15 protein-coding genes are annotated in these 18266 nt (G+C 68.1%); 4 read left to right on the forward strand and 11 right to left on the reverse strand.

The window, feature by feature from the left end:
• Window positions 1-115 precede the first annotated feature (115 nt).
• From ACQPW1_RS43910 to ACQPW1_RS43950, 9 genes are all read right to left on the reverse strand, one after another.
• On the reverse strand, window positions 116-1615 hold the full coding sequence (locus ACQPW1_RS43910; protein ID WP_433659418.1) for a cell division protein PerM: 1500 nt from the start codon (window positions 1613-1615) through the stop codon (window positions 116-118).
• 234 nt (window positions 1616-1849) lie between these two features.
• Window positions 1850-2929: a DUF5336 domain-containing protein gene (locus ACQPW1_RS43915; protein WP_433659420.1), complete on the reverse strand. Its 1080-nt coding sequence runs from the start codon at window positions 2927-2929 to the stop codon at window positions 1850-1852.
• A gap of 269 nt (window positions 2930-3198) precedes the next feature.
• A complete protein-coding gene (locus tag ACQPW1_RS43920) occupies window positions 3199-3429 on the reverse strand; it encodes a hypothetical protein (protein WP_433659422.1) in 231 nt (76 codons plus the stop codon).
• A gap of 31 nt (window positions 3430-3460) precedes the next feature.
• Window positions 3461-3724, reverse strand: coding sequence for a hypothetical protein (locus tag ACQPW1_RS43925; protein WP_433659424.1), 264 nt, complete (start codon window positions 3722-3724; stop codon window positions 3461-3463).
• A gap of 82 nt (window positions 3725-3806) precedes the next feature.
• On the reverse strand, window positions 3807-4241 hold the full coding sequence (locus ACQPW1_RS43930; RefSeq protein ID WP_433659426.1) for a tetratricopeptide repeat protein: 435 nt from the start codon (window positions 4239-4241) through the stop codon (window positions 3807-3809).
• A gap of 47 nt (window positions 4242-4288) precedes the next feature.
• Window positions 4289-6610, reverse strand: a complete 2322-nt coding sequence (locus ACQPW1_RS43935) for an ATP-binding protein (RefSeq protein WP_433659428.1) — start codon at window positions 6608-6610, stop codon at window positions 4289-4291.
• Between the two features lie 500 nt (window positions 6611-7110).
• Entirely contained in the window at window positions 7111-8025 is a 915-nt protein-coding gene (gene sucD, locus ACQPW1_RS43940; protein WP_433659430.1) for a succinate--CoA ligase subunit alpha, read from the reverse strand.
• A gap of 28 nt (window positions 8026-8053) precedes the next feature.
• The gene (sucC, locus tag ACQPW1_RS43945; RefSeq protein WP_433659432.1) at window positions 8054-9217 is read right to left on the reverse strand and encodes an ADP-forming succinate--CoA ligase subunit beta; all 1164 of its coding nucleotides are present in this window, start codon (window positions 9215-9217) and stop codon (window positions 8054-8056) included.
• A 393-nt stretch (window positions 9218-9610) separates the two neighbouring features.
• Window positions 9611-9748, reverse strand: coding sequence for a hypothetical protein (locus ACQPW1_RS43950; protein WP_433659434.1), 138 nt, complete (start codon window positions 9746-9748; stop codon window positions 9611-9613).
• 15 nt (window positions 9749-9763) lie between these two features.
• Here ACQPW1_RS43950 and ACQPW1_RS43955 point away from each other — a divergent pair, with 15 nt between their 5' ends.
• The 3 genes from ACQPW1_RS43955 to ACQPW1_RS43965 all read left to right on the forward strand — a co-directional run bounded on the left by ACQPW1_RS43955 (window position 9764) and on the right by ACQPW1_RS43965 (window position 12686).
• Window positions 9764-10927 carry a M23 family metallopeptidase gene (locus ACQPW1_RS43955; RefSeq protein WP_433659436.1) on the forward strand — a complete coding sequence of 388 codons (1164 nt, stop codon included), beginning with the start codon at window positions 9764-9766 and terminating at the stop codon, window positions 10925-10927.
• Window positions 10928-11307: 380 nt separating this feature from the next.
• Window positions 11308-12480: an SRPBCC family protein gene (locus tag ACQPW1_RS43960; RefSeq protein ID WP_433659438.1), complete on the forward strand. Its 1173-nt coding sequence runs from the start codon at window positions 11308-11310 to the stop codon at window positions 12478-12480.
• Window positions 12441-12686 (forward strand): DUF1731 domain-containing protein, encoded by a 246-nt coding sequence (locus ACQPW1_RS43965; RefSeq protein WP_433659440.1) that lies wholly within the window; start codon window positions 12441-12443, stop codon window positions 12684-12686. The genes ACQPW1_RS43960 and ACQPW1_RS43965 overlap by 40 nt, the downstream gene beginning before the upstream one ends.
• A gap of 622 nt (window positions 12687-13308) precedes the next feature.
• Here the strand turns inward: ACQPW1_RS43965 and pcrA are convergent.
• A complete protein-coding gene (pcrA, locus tag ACQPW1_RS43970; protein WP_433659441.1) occupies window positions 13309-15936 on the reverse strand; it encodes a DNA helicase PcrA in 2628 nt (875 codons plus the stop codon).
• A gap of 419 nt (window positions 15937-16355) precedes the next feature.
• On the opposite strand from pcrA, the gene ACQPW1_RS43975 reads away from it, so the two are divergent.
• Window positions 16356-16649: a chorismate mutase gene (locus tag ACQPW1_RS43975; protein ID WP_014988338.1), complete on the forward strand. Its 294-nt coding sequence runs from the start codon at window positions 16356-16358 to the stop codon at window positions 16647-16649.
• Window positions 16650-16775: 126 nt separating this feature from the next.
• Here ACQPW1_RS43975 and ACQPW1_RS43980 read toward each other — a convergent pair whose 3' ends face one another.
• Window positions 16776-18230 (reverse strand): NAD-dependent succinate-semialdehyde dehydrogenase, encoded by a 1455-nt coding sequence (locus ACQPW1_RS43980; RefSeq protein WP_433659444.1) that lies wholly within the window; start codon window positions 18228-18230, stop codon window positions 16776-16778.
• Window positions 18231-18266 lie beyond the last annotated feature (36 nt).

Genomic DNA, 18266 nt, shown 5'->3' on the forward strand with positions numbered 1-18266 from the left:
GGGGTCCAGGACGGCCTGGGGTCGGCAGCCGGCGAAGCCGGCGGGGTGGGTGAGCTCAGGGCTCTACTCCTGCGGTCGATCGGATGGCGGACGGAAGAGCTCCGCCGCGTAGAGCCTAACGACCGTCTACCCGGTCACTTTCCGGCAGGTCCGCCTCGACCACCTCGGCATCGACGATGTCGGGTGTGGTAATCGGGTTGGGGGTGCGCACCGTGCCGATCGAGGTCTGCTCGTCGAGGAGTTCGCCGTCCAGTTCGACTTCCAGGTCCGGTCCGTCGTAGTCGGCGTAGTCGTCCTCGAAGTAGTCGCGGTCCTCGGTGTAGTCGTCGTCCGCGTAGTAGTCGTCCGCGTAATCGTCGTCGTAGTAGTCGTCGGCGTCGTACGGGTCGGCGTAGTCGTCGGGCGCGGTGCCGACCGGGACGAGGAACCAGCGCGCGAACACCAGACCGATGTAGCCGGGGACGGCCAGCCACGCGAAGGTGATCAAGGCGAAGACGGGCAGGTCGAGCCCGATCCGGCCGAACGTGCCCAGCTCCCCGCCCGCGATCGCGCCGAGCAGCAGCAGCGCCAGCGTGGCCAGGCCCGCCGAGCACAGCGTCGCCCACGGCGCGCCGATCCGGTCGGTCGAGCGGCGGGCGAGGTCGAGCCCGCCGAGCACCCCGATCGCGGCCGGGATCAGCAGCAGCACCGGCCACCAGCCCGCCGCCGGACCGGTCGGCACCGCCGCCATCAGCGGCACGGCCGGAATCGGGCCGCCGACAACGGAAAACACGCCGAACGACGCGACGCCGATCTGCGCGCTGGAGCCCACCAGCACGCCCACCGCCTGCACCACCAGGTTCGGCAGGTAGGCCAGCGAGAGCAGGCTCAGGCCGATCACCCCGGCGGCATTGCCCGCACTCTGGTAGGTGTCACCGACCCGCGGAATGTGCACCAGGAACGAGAGCACGATGAGCGCGGTGGCGCAGCCGAGCAGGCGCAGCACCGCGCGACCCGCGCCGTACAGGCCGGAGATCGCCCACTCGGGCAGGCGAAGCAGCGCGAACAGCTGGCGCCGGTTCCTGGTCGCGATACCGCCTACGGCCGCAACCAGATACAGGCCGCCCACCCAGGCGAACGCGGCGAGGGTGTTCGGCGGTTGCAGCGCGACGACCCCGGACGCGTCCTCGGCGACCGCGAGACAGATGGCTGTGATCAGCAGCGGCCCGGCCAGTGCGGCACCGACGATCCAGCCGAGATCGGCACGCGTGCAATCGGGTTCGACGGCGCGGGCACATTCCCGCCCCGCCAGCCAGACCACCAGCGCGGTCGGCAACAGCGGGAGCAGGCCGAGCGAGGTCTTGCCGATCACCAGCGGAACCTGGTGCGTGCCAAGCCATCCCGCGGCGATCGCACCCGACGTGCCCGCCAGATTGCTACCCGACGTCAGCAATGTCGCGAGGACGAGAACGATGATCGCGGTGAGCGCGTAGGTCGTCGGACGCCCGGCGACCAGGACCAGCACCCTGGCGCGTTCCGGTGTCAGCGACAGGAACCCGGACTCTTCCGGCTCCGGCTCGGGCACACTGCGCGACCCACCGGTCCGCCGCGCAAGAGAGTTTCGAGATGAACTCACGACTCCGCCTCGCTGACGCTCGGCTCCGTCGTGCGTTCAGACGCGCTGTGTCTCTGGTTCACTCGCTGACGCTCGCTCACGACTCCGCCTCGCTGACGCTCGGCTCCATCGTGCGCTCAGGCGCGCTGCATCCCTGATTCACTCGCTGACGCTCACTCATGACAATTCAGCGTGGCAGCTCCCCCGGCGCGAGCGGGTCAGGCGCGCCGCGTAACTCGCGCCGGGGAACTACTGCTACTTGTTGTCGTCGGACGGACGGAAGGCCTGGGTGGCGTCGTTGGCCGGGTCGGCCCCCTGCTCGCCGCCGAACGGCTGGCCCTGCTGTGCGCTCTGCTGGCCAGGCTGCGCGTAGTTCGACGAACCGTACGGCGACTGTTGCGCGGGCTGCTGACTGGAACCGAAGTGCTGGGTGGCACCCTCGTCCGGCCGCGGCTGGGGCGTGCTCGGCGTCCCGTACGGCGAAGCCTGCTGCGGCCCACCGAAAGCCGTGGTCGGCGGCTGCTGCCCACCGTATGCGGGCTGCTGCTGGCCGTACGTCTGACCCGGCTGACCGTACACGGGCTGACTCGGCTGGCTCTGGCCGTACGGCGAAGCCTGCTGCGCCGCACCGTAACCGGGCTGCTGTCCGTAGGCCGGCGGCTGGCCGTAAGGCTGACCCGGCTGGCCCTGGCCGTAGCCGGGCTGGCTCTGCCCGTAGCCCGGCTGACTCTGCCCGAAAGCCGAGGGTTGCTGCTGGCCGTAGCCCGGCTGGCCCTGGCCGAACGCGGGCGCGCTGGCCGGCCGCGGCGCGGGCGCCTTGACGATGCCCGCCTCGAACAGCACCGCGCCCACCGCGACCGCGGCCTGCGCGAAGCCGAGCACCAGCAGGACGTACGCGCCGAACTTCAGCTCGATGCCGTCGGAGAGGGTGAACGAGTGCAGCAGCAGTGCGAGGAAGCCCGCGACGGAGGCCGCCGCGGCCGCGCCGGTCCAGGCCTGCTTGGGCAGCACCGACAGACCGGCGAGCAGTCCGCCGAGCAGCAGGATGCCGAGCAGCGCCGAGCCGCCGGCCTCGAACAGGCTCGCGGTCTCACTGCTGGCTACCCGGGCGCCGCCGAAATCGACCGCCTTGGTGCCGACATAGGGCAGGAAACCGAGCAGGAAGTTGATCACGCCGAGCGCCGCGACACCGACCACCAGGAAGAACGGCAGCCCCTTGGCCTCGGCACCGGTAGCGCTCGAACCGGAACTGGCACCACCCGCCGTCGAACCGGAGCTGGATGGGCTGGAGGGCGCGGGTGTGTTGTACCCGGAGCCCCCGGACGGGTATGACATGTCGTCGTCTCCTAGGTCGAGTCATACGTGGTCTTCAACTGCTGGATCTGCACCTGACGCTACTGCACTCCTCGGTCCAGGTCACCCTTAACCGACCGGGCGGACGACCTGATCAGCCGTTCCAGGCCTGGTCGCGGGGGGTTTGCCGACAGCTAGCACGACCATCCGGAAGCAGTTGAAGCCCCGCCCCGGAAATGAGTTAAGCAGCCCTGGAAACGAGTTCGGCCCGGAGCCACGCGGTTGCGCGCTCCGGGCCGAGGCCGCTCGAGTCAGTTGCGTGGCGCGATGTACCAAGCCCCCGCGGCGCCCGTGCACTCGTAGTCGGCCCATTCGCCGGTCTCCATGCCGATGTTGCCCTCCCGCTCGCAGGTGGCGAGCGCCTCGTACGGGCCGAGCCGGCCGGGTGCCGGGTCGGCCGCGGCGATGCCGTCGGCGAGTCCGGCACCGAAGAACCCGGCGAAGGTGATCACGGTGACGGCGGTGATGCGTGCGATGGTCATGTCGGTTCGTCCTTCGAGGTGAAAGTGGTGGTCAGTGCCGGGGGATGAGCTGCCAGGCGCCGTAGCTGCCCACGCAGTCGTAGTTGGACCATTCGCCGTGCTCCATGCCTTCGTTGCCGCGTTCGAGGCACTGGTGCTCGTACTCGAACGGGCCGAGGTTGCCCGGGGTGGCGGGGGCCGCCGAGCCGCTGTCGAAGGGGCCCGCGAAGGCGGGTCCGGTGGCGCCGAAGAACCCGGCGACGATGAGGGCGGCGGTGGCGGCGCCGCGGGCGGCCGCGATGCGGGTGGTTGTCATGGTCTTCGCTTTCTGGTCTGGTGTGGTGCGTTGCGAGGACCAGACTTCAGGCCGACCGTCTCAGCGTGGTTTCACGCGCGTCTCACGCGTTCCGACCGGGCGTGACCAGCCGGTCCGTGTAGCGCTGCCAGCCGAATCCGGCCGCCGTGAACTCGGCGCGGACCTGCTCGAGCAGCGATCGGGCGCCCGCGTCGTCGCCCTCGGCGCGCCGCAGCGTCACCGAGACCGCGCGGGCGGCCAGCAGCGGAACGCCGCCGGGCGCCGCCGCGAAGAACTCGTCGAGCAGCACCCTGGCGTCGGCGGTCTCGCCCTTGGCGAGCAGCACGTCGGCGAGGTCGATCCGGGCCAGGCCGGTCGCGTCCTCTTCCTGTCCGAGGGCGGCGCGGCAGTACGACTCGGCCGCGTCGAGGCGGCCTGCCGCCAGCGCGGCGGCGGCGCGGGTCAGGTCGTTGAGCGGCAGGATCTGCCGGTCGTCCAGCCGACAGGCGTAGCGGTCGGACTCCTCGGCGGTGGCCAATGCCTCGTCGACGCGGCCGAGCGCGAGCAGCGCCTTGGCCTGATTGCTCAGTCCGCGGAGAGTCCGTGCTCGTCTTCGTGCGCCGCGTCCACCTTGGTGGATCGGGTGTAGGCCGCGAGCGCCTCGGCCGGGTCACCCGAATACAACAGGGCCGTGCCGAGCGCGTCGGCGAACGACGAGCCCTGGGTGTCGCGCACGGCCAGCCGCTCGCCCTCGCGCAGCCGCGCCACCGCCTCCGGCAGCTTGCACCGTTCGATGTCGACGATGCCCTGGTAGTAGCGGACCGTTTGGGCCAGTTCCGGATCGTCGAGCGGCGCGGCCAATTCGCCTGCCTTGGCCAGTTGTACGGCCGCGGCCTCCAGGTCGCCGGTCATCAGCGTGTGAAAGCCGTAGTGGCTCAAGGCCTGTGCCAACTCGTGCGCGGCGATGTCGGCCGCGGCGGTGAGCGCCGCGTAGTGGCGTTGCGCCTCGCGGAACCAGGCTCTGGCGAGCCAGGGCACATGTATTTCCACCGCGAGCCGCAAACCATCGGTGGCCCTTGCGGTTCCGGGCGCGCGCTCCAGCGCGGCCAGGATGTTCGGCCATTCCGCGAACACCGCGGCGACCGATTCGGCCGCGGCGAAATCGTCGGGTGCGCCGATGGTGCGCGCCAGGTTCAAACACCATCGCAGGTGCCCGGCGCGCAGCTCCTCGACCTCGTGCGCCTCCGTCAGCCGGGCCAGCGCATAGTCGCGGACCGTCTCCAGGAGCATGAATCGTCTTGTGGCACCGTCGGTTTGCACGGTGACGAGGTTTCGGTTCACCAGATCCGCCAGCGCCGGTGCGACGTCGCCTTGCTCGAGATCGCCGACCGGCACCACCGCCTCGGCCGCTTCCAGGGTGCACCCGCCCGCGAAAACGCCGAGCCTGCGCAGCACCGCTCGCTCCCGCGCGGCAAGCAGTTCGTGACTCCAGTCGAGCGCGACCCGCAGGCTGGTGTGCCGCCCGCCCGCGGCACCGCGCGCGCCACCGACCAGCAGCCGGACCCGATCGTCGATCCGTTGTGCCAGTTGGGAAATCGTCAACGTTCTGGTGAGACCGGCGGCCAGCTCGATGCCGAGCGGCAGCCAATCCACCGCGGCGCAGATCGCGACCAGCTCGTCCCGCTCCGTCGCCGTCACCAGCCCGTGCAGCCCGGCCCGCTCGATGAACAACGCCACCCCGACGCTGCGATCCAACGGGCCGAGTGGGTACACCGACTCCCCCGGCACACCCAGCGGCTGTTGCGAGGTGACAAGGACGCTGAACTCGCTTGCTGCCGTGACCAATTCGGCCACCGAATGGAGGACATGTTCGGCGTTGTCCAGCACCAGGAGCGTGCGCGCCCGGTCGGCGCTCGAGTCGAGCGCGGCGATGATCCCCGGTAACGGCCCGTTCGGATCGATCGACCCGTCGGATGCCAGGCCGCCCGCTTCGAGTGCCGCCGCTACGGCAGGCAGTACGTCCTCGGCACGACCGAGCGGTGCCAGTTCGACGAGCACGACAGGCCTGCCGGACTGTCCGATGGATCGCGCGAGTTCGGCGGCCAGGCGGGATTTGCCGCTGCCCGCGACGCCGACCACCGTTGTCAGTCCGGGCTCGGCGAGACGCGTTGTGAGCGTGGCGAATTCACGGCCACGGCCGACGAAGCTCGTCATCGGCACCACCACCGGCGCGGGCCACGGCCGCGGTTCCGTCGCGGATTCGCTCGCCTCGGCACCTGCTGGATCGGCGCCCGGGTTCGCCGCGGGTGGCTCGATCGTCGCCGCGACCGGCAGCGCCGACGCCCGCAACGCCGGATCATGGTCCAGGATGCGCAGTTCCAACGCGCTCGTGTCCGGCGACGGGTCGACGCCCAACTCGTCGGACAACGCCCGCCGCAGCCGCGCCAGCCGCTCCAACGCGTCGGCTTGCCGTCCCGTGCGATACAACGCCAACGCCAACAGACACGACAGCGGCTCGTGCAACGGATGCCGAGCGACCAGCCCGGTCAGCTCGGTCACCACCTCACCGGCCGCGCCGAGTTCGAGGTTCGCCTCCAGCCCCGCAACGGTCAGCGAAAGCCGCCAGTCGTCGAGCCGCTCCCCCTCGGCCGCCGCGAACGGAATCGTGCGCAGATCGGCCAGCGCGTGCCCCCGCCACAGCGCGAGCGCCGCCCTGGCCGCGGCCGCGACGGCGGCGTAATCGCCTGCGCGCCGCGCGGTATGCAACCGCTGCGCCGCCGCCTCGGCGGCAAGCAGATCCGTCGCGGACACCGTCGCCTGATAGCCCGCGGGCGTGCGCCCGATGACGTCCGCCAACGGCCCGAGCGCGGCCCGCAGTCGCGACACCACCACGCGCAGCCGCTGCACCGGCCGTTCGAACCTCGGCCCCCCACAGATCCTCGGCCAGTCGCCCATCCGGCACCGGTACGCGATTCGCCAACGCCAACCGCACCAACACTGCCCGTTCCAGCGGCCGATCGACGGTCACCGCAACACCGTCAGCCCACGCCTGCACTGGACCCAACACCAGCACATCCACGCCGACAAGCATGCCCTGTCCGGTACGTCCGCGTCTCCCCGAATGTCGATGATCTTGACACTGAACCGGACGGCGTCGCAGTTCGTATCCATTATGGGAGATGAAATGGCGAATGGTTGGCCAGGACGCTCGGCTTCTGCCCAGGCTGAGCCCGCCACCGCACATGACGAAGGCCGCCCCCTCGAACCAGGGGCGGCCTTCGTTTCGCTATCGGCCCCGCGACATGACGAAGGCCGCCTTCCTAATCGGAAAGGCGGCCTCGGTCATTCCTACGGATCAGGCCCGCCTCGTCCCCACCACCCTCAAGGGAGACGCTGCGCGCCGCTCGTCAGACCTCTACGCTTGCCTTCTCCAGGATCTCGCGAGCCAGCGCGGCGGTCTCGGACGGCGTCTTGCCGACCTTCACGCCCGCGGCCTCCAGCGCGTCCTTCTTCGCCTGGGCGGTGCCCGCCGAGCCGGAGACGATGGCGCCCGCGTGGCCCATGGTCTTGCCCTCGGGGGCGGTGAAGCCCGCGACGTAGCCGACGACCGGCTTGGTGACGTTGGCCTTGATGTAGGCCGCGGCCCGCTCCTCGGCGTCGCCACCGATCTCGCCGATCATCACGATCAGCTTGGTCTCGGGATCCTTCTCGAACGCCTCGATGGCGTCGATGTGGGTGGTGCCGATGACCGGGTCGCCGCCGATGCCGATGGCGGTGGAGAAGCCGAAGTCACGCAGTTCGTACATCATCTGGTAGGTCAGGGTGCCCGACTTCGAGACCAGGCCGACCGGGCCCTTGCCGGTGATGCTGGCCGGGGTGATGCCGACCAGTGCCTCGCCGGGGGTGATGATGCCGGGGCAGTTCGGGCCGATGATCCGGGTCTTGTTGCCCTTCTCCACGTTGTAGGCCCACGCGAACGCGGTGTCCTGCACCGGGATGCCCTCGGTGATGACCACGAGCAGCGGGATCTCCGCGTCGATGGCCTCGATGATGGCGTCCTTGGCGAACTTCGGCGGCACGAACGCGATGGAGACATCGGCGCCGGTTTCCTTGATGGCCTCGGCGACCGTGCCGTAGACCGGCAGCTCGACGGCGTTGCCGTCCTTGTCGGTGTGCGCGACGGTGGTGCCCGCCTTGCGCGCGTTGACGCCGCCGACGACCTGGGTGCCTGCCTTCAGCATCAGTGCGGTGTGCTTGGTGCCCTCGCCGCCGGTGATGCCCTGAACGATGACCTTCGAGTCTTTGTTGAGGAAGATAGACATTTCAGAATATTCCTTACTTGGCTCGGGGTTACCGGGAAGCCAGTTCGGCGGCCTTGTCGGCGCCTTCGTCCATTGTCTGCGCAAGCGTGATCAGCGGGTGCGCGGCGTCGGCCAGAATCTGGCGACCCTCGTCCACCTTGTTGCCGTCGAGACGGACGACCAGCGGCTTGTTCGCCTCGGCGCCGAGGATCTCCAGCGCCTTGACGATGCCGTTGGCGACCGCGTCACAGGCGGTGATGCCACCGAAGACGTTCACGAACACGCTCTTGACCTGCGAGTCACCCAGGATGACGTCGAGGCCGGCGGCCATCACCTCGGCCGAGGCGCCGCCACCGATGTCGAGGAAGTTGGCCGGCTTGACGCCGTTGTGGTTCTCGCCCGCGTAGGCGACCACGTCCAGGGTCGACATGACCAGACCGGCACCGTTGCCGATGATGCCGACCTCACCGTCGAGCTTGACGTAGTTGAGGTCGTTCTCCTTGGCCTTGAGCTCCAAGGGATCGGTCGCGTCCTTGTCCGCGAAGGCCTCGTGATCCGGGTGCCGGAACTCGGCGTTCTCGTCCAGGGTGACCTTGCCGTCGAGGGCGAGGATCTCGTCCTGCGGGGTGCGCACGAGCGGGTTGACCTCCACCAGGGTGGCGTCTTCCTTGACGAACACCTCCCACAGCTTCTGGATGGTCACGGCCGCGGCGTCGAGCACGTCGGCGGGGAGGTGGCCCTGCTCGGCGATCGAGCGGGCGAAAGCGAGGTCGACACCCTTGACGGCGTCGACGGCGACCTTGGCGAGGCGCTCCGGCTTGGTCGCGGCGACCTCTTCGATCTCCATGCCGCCTTCCACCGAGCACATGGCCAGGTAGGTGCGGTTGGACCGGTCGAGCAGGAAGGAGATGTAGTACTCCTCCGCGATGTCCTTGGCTTCGGCGACAAGGATCTTCTTGGTGATGTGGCCCTTGATGTCCAGGCCGAGAATGTTCTGCGCGTGCGTGAACGCGTCGTCCGGGGTGGCGGCGAACTTGACGCCACCCGCCTTGCCGCGGCCACCGGCCTTCACCTGAGCCTTGACCATCACCGCCTTGCCGATTTCCTCCGCGATGGCGCGGGCGCCTTCGGCCGTGTCCGTGACGCGGCCCTCGGACGAAGGCACTCCGTGCTTAACGAAGAGCTCCTTCGCCTGGTATTCGAAGAGATCCATGTACTCACCGTCTCGTCTGCGTTGTGATGACAACGTCTTTGTTGGCGGCCCGACGTCGGAAGCGGGTCGGGTCGGACTCTAATCAGTCACATGGACGGCCAATCGGCCACGTTCATCCTAAGTGGCGCAGGTCACGGGCAGATACGCGTGGCGGAAAAACCCCTGGCCAACGCTACTCATCAGTAGGTTGTTGACACCTCACCAGGTAGAGCCGCCGAACCCGCGGGCACGGCTGGATCTACTACCAAACGTCGTTGGTCGACCCACCTCGCGTGCCCAATGCACAGATAGATATTCCGTGGTGTTACCGTGATCAATCTCACATGTTCGGACAGATAGGCCGCAGCGCTTGCGGACCCTGCAATCGTTTCGTTACCGTCATTGCGGTCGATGTCACAGCACGGTCACGACTAGGAGGACGGCAAGCTTGACGCAGCACAGCACTCCGCAGATGGAGAGCCGTTCCGCAGACGACTCGTCGACGCCGCTGATCAGCTGGCCGTTCGGCCCCGCGAACATCTCCCGCTTCACGATGTGGCACAGCCGATGAACTATCGTTCCGCCCTTATTCCTGAACATCGCGCCCAGCCCGGACATCGTTATCGCAACGATGACGACGCCTTCGGCGCCCAGGCTTCGCACGGTAGGCCCGCAGGCCCGTCGGTCGACCGGCAACGGAACTCGCTGTACAACGCGACGCCCGCTCGGCCGCAGGACGACTACGGCACCGCCGCGCCCCATAACGCCGGGTACCAAGGTGGCCGCGACAACTCCTGGCCCACGAACGACTCGTGGTCCCAGCAGGATTCGTGGGCCCCGCAGGACTCCTGGTCCGACGGCGCCGCCTGGAACGCCGAGAACGATTACCAGGCGCCCGAAGACGGCTCCTGGGCTCCGGAAGAGTCCTGGGCACCCGAGACCGAGTCGGACACCCCGGCCACCCCCACCGTCATCCCCGGCCGCCGCGCCGCCAAGCGCGGTGGCGCACACCGGCTCCCCGCACCGCCCGCCGCCCTCAAGGGTCGTGCCGCGGTCGCCGCGGTGGCCGCCGGTGCGGTCGTCGCCGCCGGACAGGCCGCGTTCGCCTCGCCCGACCAGCCGTCTCAGGCCGTCGACTACGAGGCCGCCGGGCAGATCCACGAGATCGCCGCGCAGTCCGTCAGCCTGGCCGACCCGGCCGCTTCGCCGGAATCGCCTCAGGTCCTCAACGTTTCGGGCGCGACCAATGTCGGCGATTTCAACGACATCCTGCAAAAGGGCCAGAAGTACGCGCAAGACCTGGCCGCCCAGGAAGCCGCGAAGCTGCGCCCGCTGTTCACCAAGTTCGCGGCAGGCACCTTCACCTCCGGCTACGGCGCCCGCTGGGGCGTCCAGCACCTCGGCGTCGACATCGCGGGCCCCATCGGCACCCCGATCGTCGCTGTCGCCGACGCCACCGTGATCGAGGCGGGACCCGCCGCAGGCTTCGGCATGTGGGTCCGGCTGCTGCACGACGACGGCACCGTCACCATCTACGGCCACATCGACACCGCCACGGTGTCGCAGGGCCAGCGCGTGATGGCGGGCGATCAGATCGCCACCATCGGCAACCGGGGCTTCTCGACCGGGCCGCACTGCCACTTCGAGGTGTGGTTGAACGGGTCGGACAAGATTGATCCGATCCCGTGGCTGGCCACGCGTGGCATCAGCCTAGGCAGCCAGCGCGACTGAGCTGTTCCGGTCCCTCCGGGGAGGTTCCGGCAGAACTGATCACGCTCTTGCGGGCGTGTGGCCTGTTCGCAAGCTGGGTGGGTTCTCGCATCGGAATCAGGGCTCTGCCCGGTGTGTGAACGACTAAGCGCATGTCCGAAGTGACCGATGGATGCGCGAACAAGCAGACCGGGTTGGGGTCCCGCAGGCTTGCGCCGGACTTCGCAGATCTGTTTCGTTCTTCACATAGGGATCAGGCCGTTGTCAGGTGTGTGAAGGATCAAGCGGGTGTGCGAAGTGCACGGTTGGTGTGGCGTCGTCGGGCGGCAGGGCTCGGGGCGCTCGGAGTGGTGATGATGCGCACGTACTGCTCGACGCTTGTGGGGGCTAGCGTCTGAGATATGGCACGTACAACGTTGTACACCCAGTTCATTGCGCTTCCAACGGAACTCGTGTGGGGGGTGGTGGCGGATCCGACGCGGTGGCCGGCTTGGAATCCGGGCGTCACCTCGGTTCGGCTGCACGGTCCGGTCGCGGTGGGCACTACGGGTGACTACCTGCCTAGGGGGCGGGTCTACGAGACATTGCATGGACGGACGGCACCGCCGTTCGTCATCAGCACGCTGGTTCCCGGACGGGAATTGAGCATCGAGCAGCCGGAACCGGTGGGACGGATGCGGCTGACGTGGACGCTGACACCGCGCGACGGGGGCACCGAGATCACTCAGCGGCTCACCTTCACCGGGCCGTCGGCGCCGATCGCCAGGATGGTGGTCGGACCACTGCTGGAGACAGACGCTCGCGTCTGCTTCGCGCGGCTGGCCCAGCTGGCCGGTATCGAACCCGCGGCGACGGCGATTACCGCGGTAATCGCCGGTGGTACAGGAGCATTGGGGAAGCACATCGCTGCCGACCTCACCTGCCGCGGCTATCGGGTGACGATTCTCACCCGACGGCGCGACGCCGGACTCCCGTTCAACCAAGTGAAGTGGGACGGTAAGTCAGTAGGCAATTGGGTTGCCGCGCTGCGCAATCCGGGGCCGACCGCGATCATCAACCTCGCGGGCAAACTGGTCGACTGCCGCCCCAGCAAACGCAATGTCGACGAATTACGCCGCAGCCGAGTGGATTCCACCCGCGTGCTGGTCGATGCGGCCGCCGAGCTGGACGCGCCCATAGACTACTGGGTGCAGGCCAGCACCACCGCGATCTGGTCGGACGCAGGCGAAACCCGTTGTGTCGAAACAACTCCGATACCGGTAGGACTGCCACAGATGACCGGTGTGGCCGAACCGTGGGAGCGGGCGTTCGACGGCGCCAACGCCACCCACTCGACCATCCTGCGCACCTCGATCGTGCTCGACCCGCAAGCCCCCGCGCTGAAATGCCTGGGCCAGTTGACCAAGCGGGCCTCGGCGGGCGCGTCGGCCTCGGCGACCAGTGGTTCAGCTGGATTCACGTCGAGGACTGGCTGGCCATCGTGCGCGCCGCCCTCGGCCTCGACCCCCAGGTCACCCTGCCGAACGGAATCCTGGTGGCCGCCACCGACTTCCCGGCCCGCAACCGAGACCTGATGACCGCCCTGCGCAGGCACCTGCACCGCCCACCGGCCCCGCCCACCCCGGCAGCGATCCTTAAGGTCGGCGCGATCTTCCTCCGCACCGACCCAGCCCTCGGCCTCACCGGCCGCCACGCCACCTCAAAAGTACTGCGCGAGAACGGCTTCACCTTCCGCTACCCAACCCTCGACGAAGCCTTGACCAACCTCCTCCCCCACTGAGCCGACCCAAACAGCAAGATCCGCACTCTCTCTCGGGATCTGCACCGGCTTTAGGGCCCTATTCCGAGTGCAGATTCCGAGAGAGAGTGCGGATCTGTGGCGATACCCGTCGGAGAGCGCCTCGCGCGCGTGATCGACCACCGAAACCACCGCTGACCGGCCCAGCTCTCGTCAAAGCGCTTGTGACGCAACCCCAGCCAGATGACCACCTCGGGAACGCGACACCGCGCGCCTGACGCGCACCTAAAGCCGGGTACGGCACACGACGCGCCCACACTACTCACGGGAAAACCTGGGTAGGTCTTCAGTTCACTGGGCTGGTCACGTTGGGTCGGCCTTAGCTGTACTCACCCGGATAGGTACACGCATCGAATCCTTAGGTGTACTCATCCGAGCCAGCACACCTACCCAGGGGATGACCGAGTAGTGCTGAGCACGTCAGGTGGGTACCCGGCCTTCTCTTCCGCGGCCTGTGATGGGCAATGCCTGAGTCCCAGCGTGAGGACTGGCTGTGGTCCGGTTGAGAGAGCTCCGGAAATCGAGGTGAGTCGAATGGTCGCTGTTGAAGATCGATTAGCGACCATTCGACTCGCCTCGATGTGCGCTCACCGCTGCGGACGGGTCACAGCTTCACCAGCGTCCTGCTGTACTGCGGGATGAGACGAATCTTGCCCGCGGAACCGAAGTCGATGGTGACCGTCGCCAGTGGGCCGAACCCCTCGGCAGCGACCACCTTGCCGAGCCCGTACTTGTCATCACTGACCCGATCACCCACGGCCAGCACGAGATTGGCGTTGTTGCGCGCCGCACCACCGGGCGCGGGACGACGCGTTCCACGGTCTCCGCCGCGAACACCGGGCCGCTGCTGCTCGGACCAGCCGTCACCGCGGGTCCAATCACGTTCCATCCGGTCGTCGTCACCACGCCGACGAATACCACGGGTCGCCGCGGACCCGGTCGGCTCCAGCCGCCGCCAGTCGATCAGATGATCCGGAATCTCCTGCAGGAAGCGAGATTCCGGGTTGGAGACCGCCTGACCCCACCCGGAGCGCACCACCGCGCGGGTCAGGTACAGCCGCTTCCTGGCCCGGGTGATGCCGACGTAAGCGAGTCGCCGCTCCTCGGCCAGCTCGGTCGGATCGCCCAGCGCCCGCATGTGCGGGAACTGACCGTCCTCCCAGCCGGTCACGAACACGACGGGGAACTCCAGACCCTTGGCGGTGTGCAGGGTCATCATCGTGACCACGCCGGTGCCCTCGTCCGGGATCTGATCGGTGTCGGCCACCAGCGAGACCCGCTCCAGGAACGCGGCGAGAGACCCGGGATCGGGCTCGCCCTCGGCCGCCTCCGGCAGCAGCCCCTCTTCCCGGGCCGCCTCCGCGTTGTTGTGCGCCTCGGAACTGAATTCCCGTGCGACGCTGACCAGTTCGTTCAGGTTGTCCAGCCGGGCGCCGTCCTGCGGATCGTCGGACGCCTCCAGCTCGGCCCGGTAGCCGGTGCGTTCCAGCACCGCGTCGACGACGTTGCCGACGTCGGGGAAGTCCAGGTTCTCCTGCACACCCGCCGCCCTGATCTCTTCGAGCAGATCGAGGAATCCGGCAATCTGCCGCTGCGCGCGGGTGTTCAGCAGCGCGACCTTGCCGTCGGCCGCGTCCCGCAGCGCCGCGGCGAAGCCGATGCCACGCTGTTCGGCGTGCACCGCAACGCATGCCTCGGCCCGATCGCCGATACCGCGGCGCGGGGTGTTCAGGATCCGGCGCACGCTCACCGCGTCCTCGGGGTTCTCCAGCACCCGCAGGTAGGCGACGATGTCGCGCACCTCCTTGCGCTCGTAGAACCGGACGCCACCGACCACCTTGTACGGCAGTCCCATCCGGATGAAGATCTCTTCCAGCGCACGGGAGTTGTTGTTGGTCCGATAGAACACCGCGACGTCGCCGTAGTTGGCCTCGCCCTGATCGACCAGCTTGTCGATCTCGCGCGCCACGAACGCGGCCTCGTCGTGCTCGTTGTCGGCGACGTAACCGGTGATCAGATCACCCTCGCCGGAATCGGTCCACAACTTCTTGTCGCGCCGATTCTCGTTGCGCGAGATCACCGCGTTGGCGGCGGACAGAATGTGCTGGGTGGAGCGATAGTTCTGTTCCAGCAGAATGGTTTCCGCGTCCGGGAAGTCGCGCTCGAACTCCTCGATATTGCGAATGGTCGCGCCGCGGAAGGCATAGATGGACTGATCCGCGTCACCGACCACACACAGCTCGCTCGGCGGCGCCTCATCCTCGCTGCGGTCCTCCCGGTGATGGCCGACCAGCTCGCGCACCAGAATGTACTGAGCGTGGTTGGTGTCCTGGTACTCGTCGACCAGCACGTGCCGGAACCGGCGCCGGTAGTACTCGGCGACCTGCGGATGATGCTGCAGCAGTGCCACCGTCTCGCCGATCAGGTCGTCGAAATCCAGCGCGTTCGCCGCGCGCAACCGCCGTTGATATTCGACGTAGACACGCGCGACCAAGCCGGGCAGTTCGGTTTCGTCGGACTCGGCATCCGCGACCGCCTGCTGCGGTCCGATCAGTTCGTTCTTCAGATTCGAGATCGCGGTCGACAGCAGCCGCGCCGTGTATTTCTTGGTATCGATGTCGAAGTCGCGGCTGATCATGGTGAGCAGTCGCCGCGAATCATCGGCATCGTAGATGGAGAAATTCGAATTCAAGCCGGGCAGCAGGGCGGCTTGCATGCGCAGGATGCGAACACAACTGGAGTGGAACGTGGATACCCACATGTTGTTCGCACGCGGACCGACCAGGCCGATTACCCGCTCCCGCATCTCCGCAGCAGCCTTGTTGGTGAACGTGATCGCGAGCACCTGGCCGGGCGTCACGCCGCGCGCGGCGAGCAGATATGCAATGCGCCGGGTGAGCACGGCGGTCTTGCCGGAACCCGCGCCGGCCACGATGAGCAGGGGTGCGCCACTGTGCACAACGGCCGCCCGCTGCTGCGGATTCAGGCCGTCGAGCAGGTGTACGGCTTCCTCGGCGCGCCGACGCTCCCGTTCGACACGCCGCTGTTCGAGTTCGGTGGCCGACGGCGGTGGCTCGGGGACAGCGGCTCGCTGCGTTTCCCGCACCGCACGCACCTCCTCAACAGGCCTGACCGCTTCGTCGGCGTTACCACCGGTGACCTGCGGTTTTTGTGTCGAATCCGGCTGCAGGGCGCGACCGGCCTGCGTCTTGGGAGCCACCGTGATGTCCATCGCCCATCCACGCTACCGGCGCACACCGACAGAGTTGAAGCCCCGGGTCACCTCGATGAGCGGCCTCGCGCATTCGCGGCTCGCAAGCGCCCCTAGTTCGGTACCACCCCGGCGAACGGAGGGTGAACTCCCCAGGCAGGCGCCGCGACCATTCCGTGTCCTGCTTCTCAGCAGATTCACAAAACGAAATGTTTTGCATACCTACCGGCCCGTGGCAGACTGGCGACATGATGAGTGCCCACGCGATACATCCGTTTCGGTTACCGACCGGATATCGTGATCGCGGCACCTGTATCTGAGCGCACATCCTGGGGGGACAATTCGAAGGCCCCTACCAGGTCTGTTTCACGGTGAAAGAACCGATCGGTAACGAGCCGGGCTCACCCGCCGATCCATGTTCTGACACGAGGAGATGAATGATGAGCACCCCCGCCACGACGACCGGGTCCGATTCGGCGTTGCCGCAGAGCGACGCGGAGATCGACAAGCTCCGCAAGGAGATCGATCGCCTCGATGCCGAGATCCTCGCCGCCATCAAGCGTCGCACGGAGATCTCCCGGATCATCGGTCGCACCCGAATGGCCTCTGGCGGGCCCCGCCTCGTGCACAACCGTGAAATGAAGGTGCTGGAGCGATTCAGCGAACTGGGCCAGGAAGGCCACACGCTCGCGATGCTCCTGCTGCGCCTCGGCCGCGGCCGCCTCGGTCACTGACGACCCCTCCTCTGTCGGCCGCTTCGCGCGGCCCTAGACCCATGCGGCAAAAAGTACGACAACCGCATCCCCAAGGCCGCCCCGGGTGTTCATCACCCCGGGGCGGTCGTTTCGTCTCCGCCCGCGCTAGCTGAGGGCGATGTATTTGGTGGAGAGGTATTCCTCGATGCCTTCGCTGCCGCCCTCGCGGCCGAAGCCCGAGGCCTTGACGCCGCCGAAAGGTGCTGCGGGGTCGGAGATTACGCCGCGATTGACGCCGACCATGCCCGACTCCAGGCCCTCGGCCACGCGCAACGCGCGGTCCAGGTCGCGGGTGTAGACGTAGCTGACCAGACCGAATTCGGTGTCGTTCGCCGCGGCGATGCCCTCCTCCTCGGTGGCGAACCCGACGATCGGCGCGACCGGGCCGAAGACCTCCTCGCGCAGAATCCTGGCCTGCGGCGGGATGTCACTGAGGATGGTGGCGGGGTAGAACCAGCCGGGACCGCCCGGCGCCTTGCCGCCGAGCCGGATCTTGGCACCCACCGAGACGGCGTCCTCGACCAGCTCGCTGACCGTGTTCAGCTGCTCCTCGTTGATCAGCGGGCCGAGGGTGGTGTTCGGGTCGGTGCCGGGGCCGAGGGTCACGCTGTCGGCCATCGCCTCGACGAACTTGCTGGTGAACTCCTCGAGCACGCCGTTCTGCACGTGGAAGCGGTTGGCCGCGGTGCACGCCTCGCCACCGTTGCGCAGCTTCGCCAGCATGGCACCCTGCACGGCCGCGTCGATGTCCGCGTCGTCGAACACCACGAACGGCGCGTTGCCGCCGAGCTCCATCGACGTGCGCAACAGCCCGTTCGCCGACTTCTCCACCAGCTTCTTGCCCACCTCGGTGGATCCGGTGAAGGTCAGCTTGCGCAGCCGCGGATCGTCGAGCAGCGGCTGCGTCACCGCACCGGAATGGCTCGATGTGATCACCGAGAGCACCCCGTCCGGCAGCCCCGCCTCGCTACACAGCTTGGCGAGCAACAGCATGGTCAGCGGCGTCGCCGAGGCGGGCTTGACGATCATCGTGCAGCCTGCGGCCAGCGCAGGGCCGATCTTGCGGGTGCCCATGGCCAGCGGGAAGTTCCACGGCGTGATCGCCAGGCACGGCCCGACCGGCTGCTTGTGCACCATGATCCGGCCGGTGCCCGACGGTGCGTGCAGGTAGCGCCCGTGCACCCGGACAGCTTCCTCGCTGAACCACCGGAAGAACTCCGCGCCATACTTCACCTCGTTGCGGCTCTCCGGCAGCGCCTTGCCCATTTCCAGGGTCATCAGCAGCGCGAATTCCTCGGCCCGCGCGGTGATCTGCTCGAAGACGGTGCGCAGGATCTCGCCGCGTTCGCGCGACGGCCGCGCAGCCCAGTCGGCCTGCACCGCGACGGCCGCGTCGAGCGCGCGCACCGCGTCTTCGGGTGTCGCGTCGGCGACCTGGGTCAGCACCTCCCCGGTGGCCGGGTTGTGCACCGGAAACGTGCCACCACCGGTGGCGGCCACCGGCCCACCGATCCATAGCTGCGTCGGGACGGATTCGAGAACTTCGCGTTCGGACACCATGAGGCCAGCGTAGGCCGCGCCGCATCAGTTCTCACC

It is taken from the genome of Nocardia sp. CA-128927, from assembly GCF_050955855.1.
Classification (GTDB): domain Bacteria; phylum Actinomycetota; class Actinomycetes; order Mycobacteriales; family Mycobacteriaceae; genus Nocardia.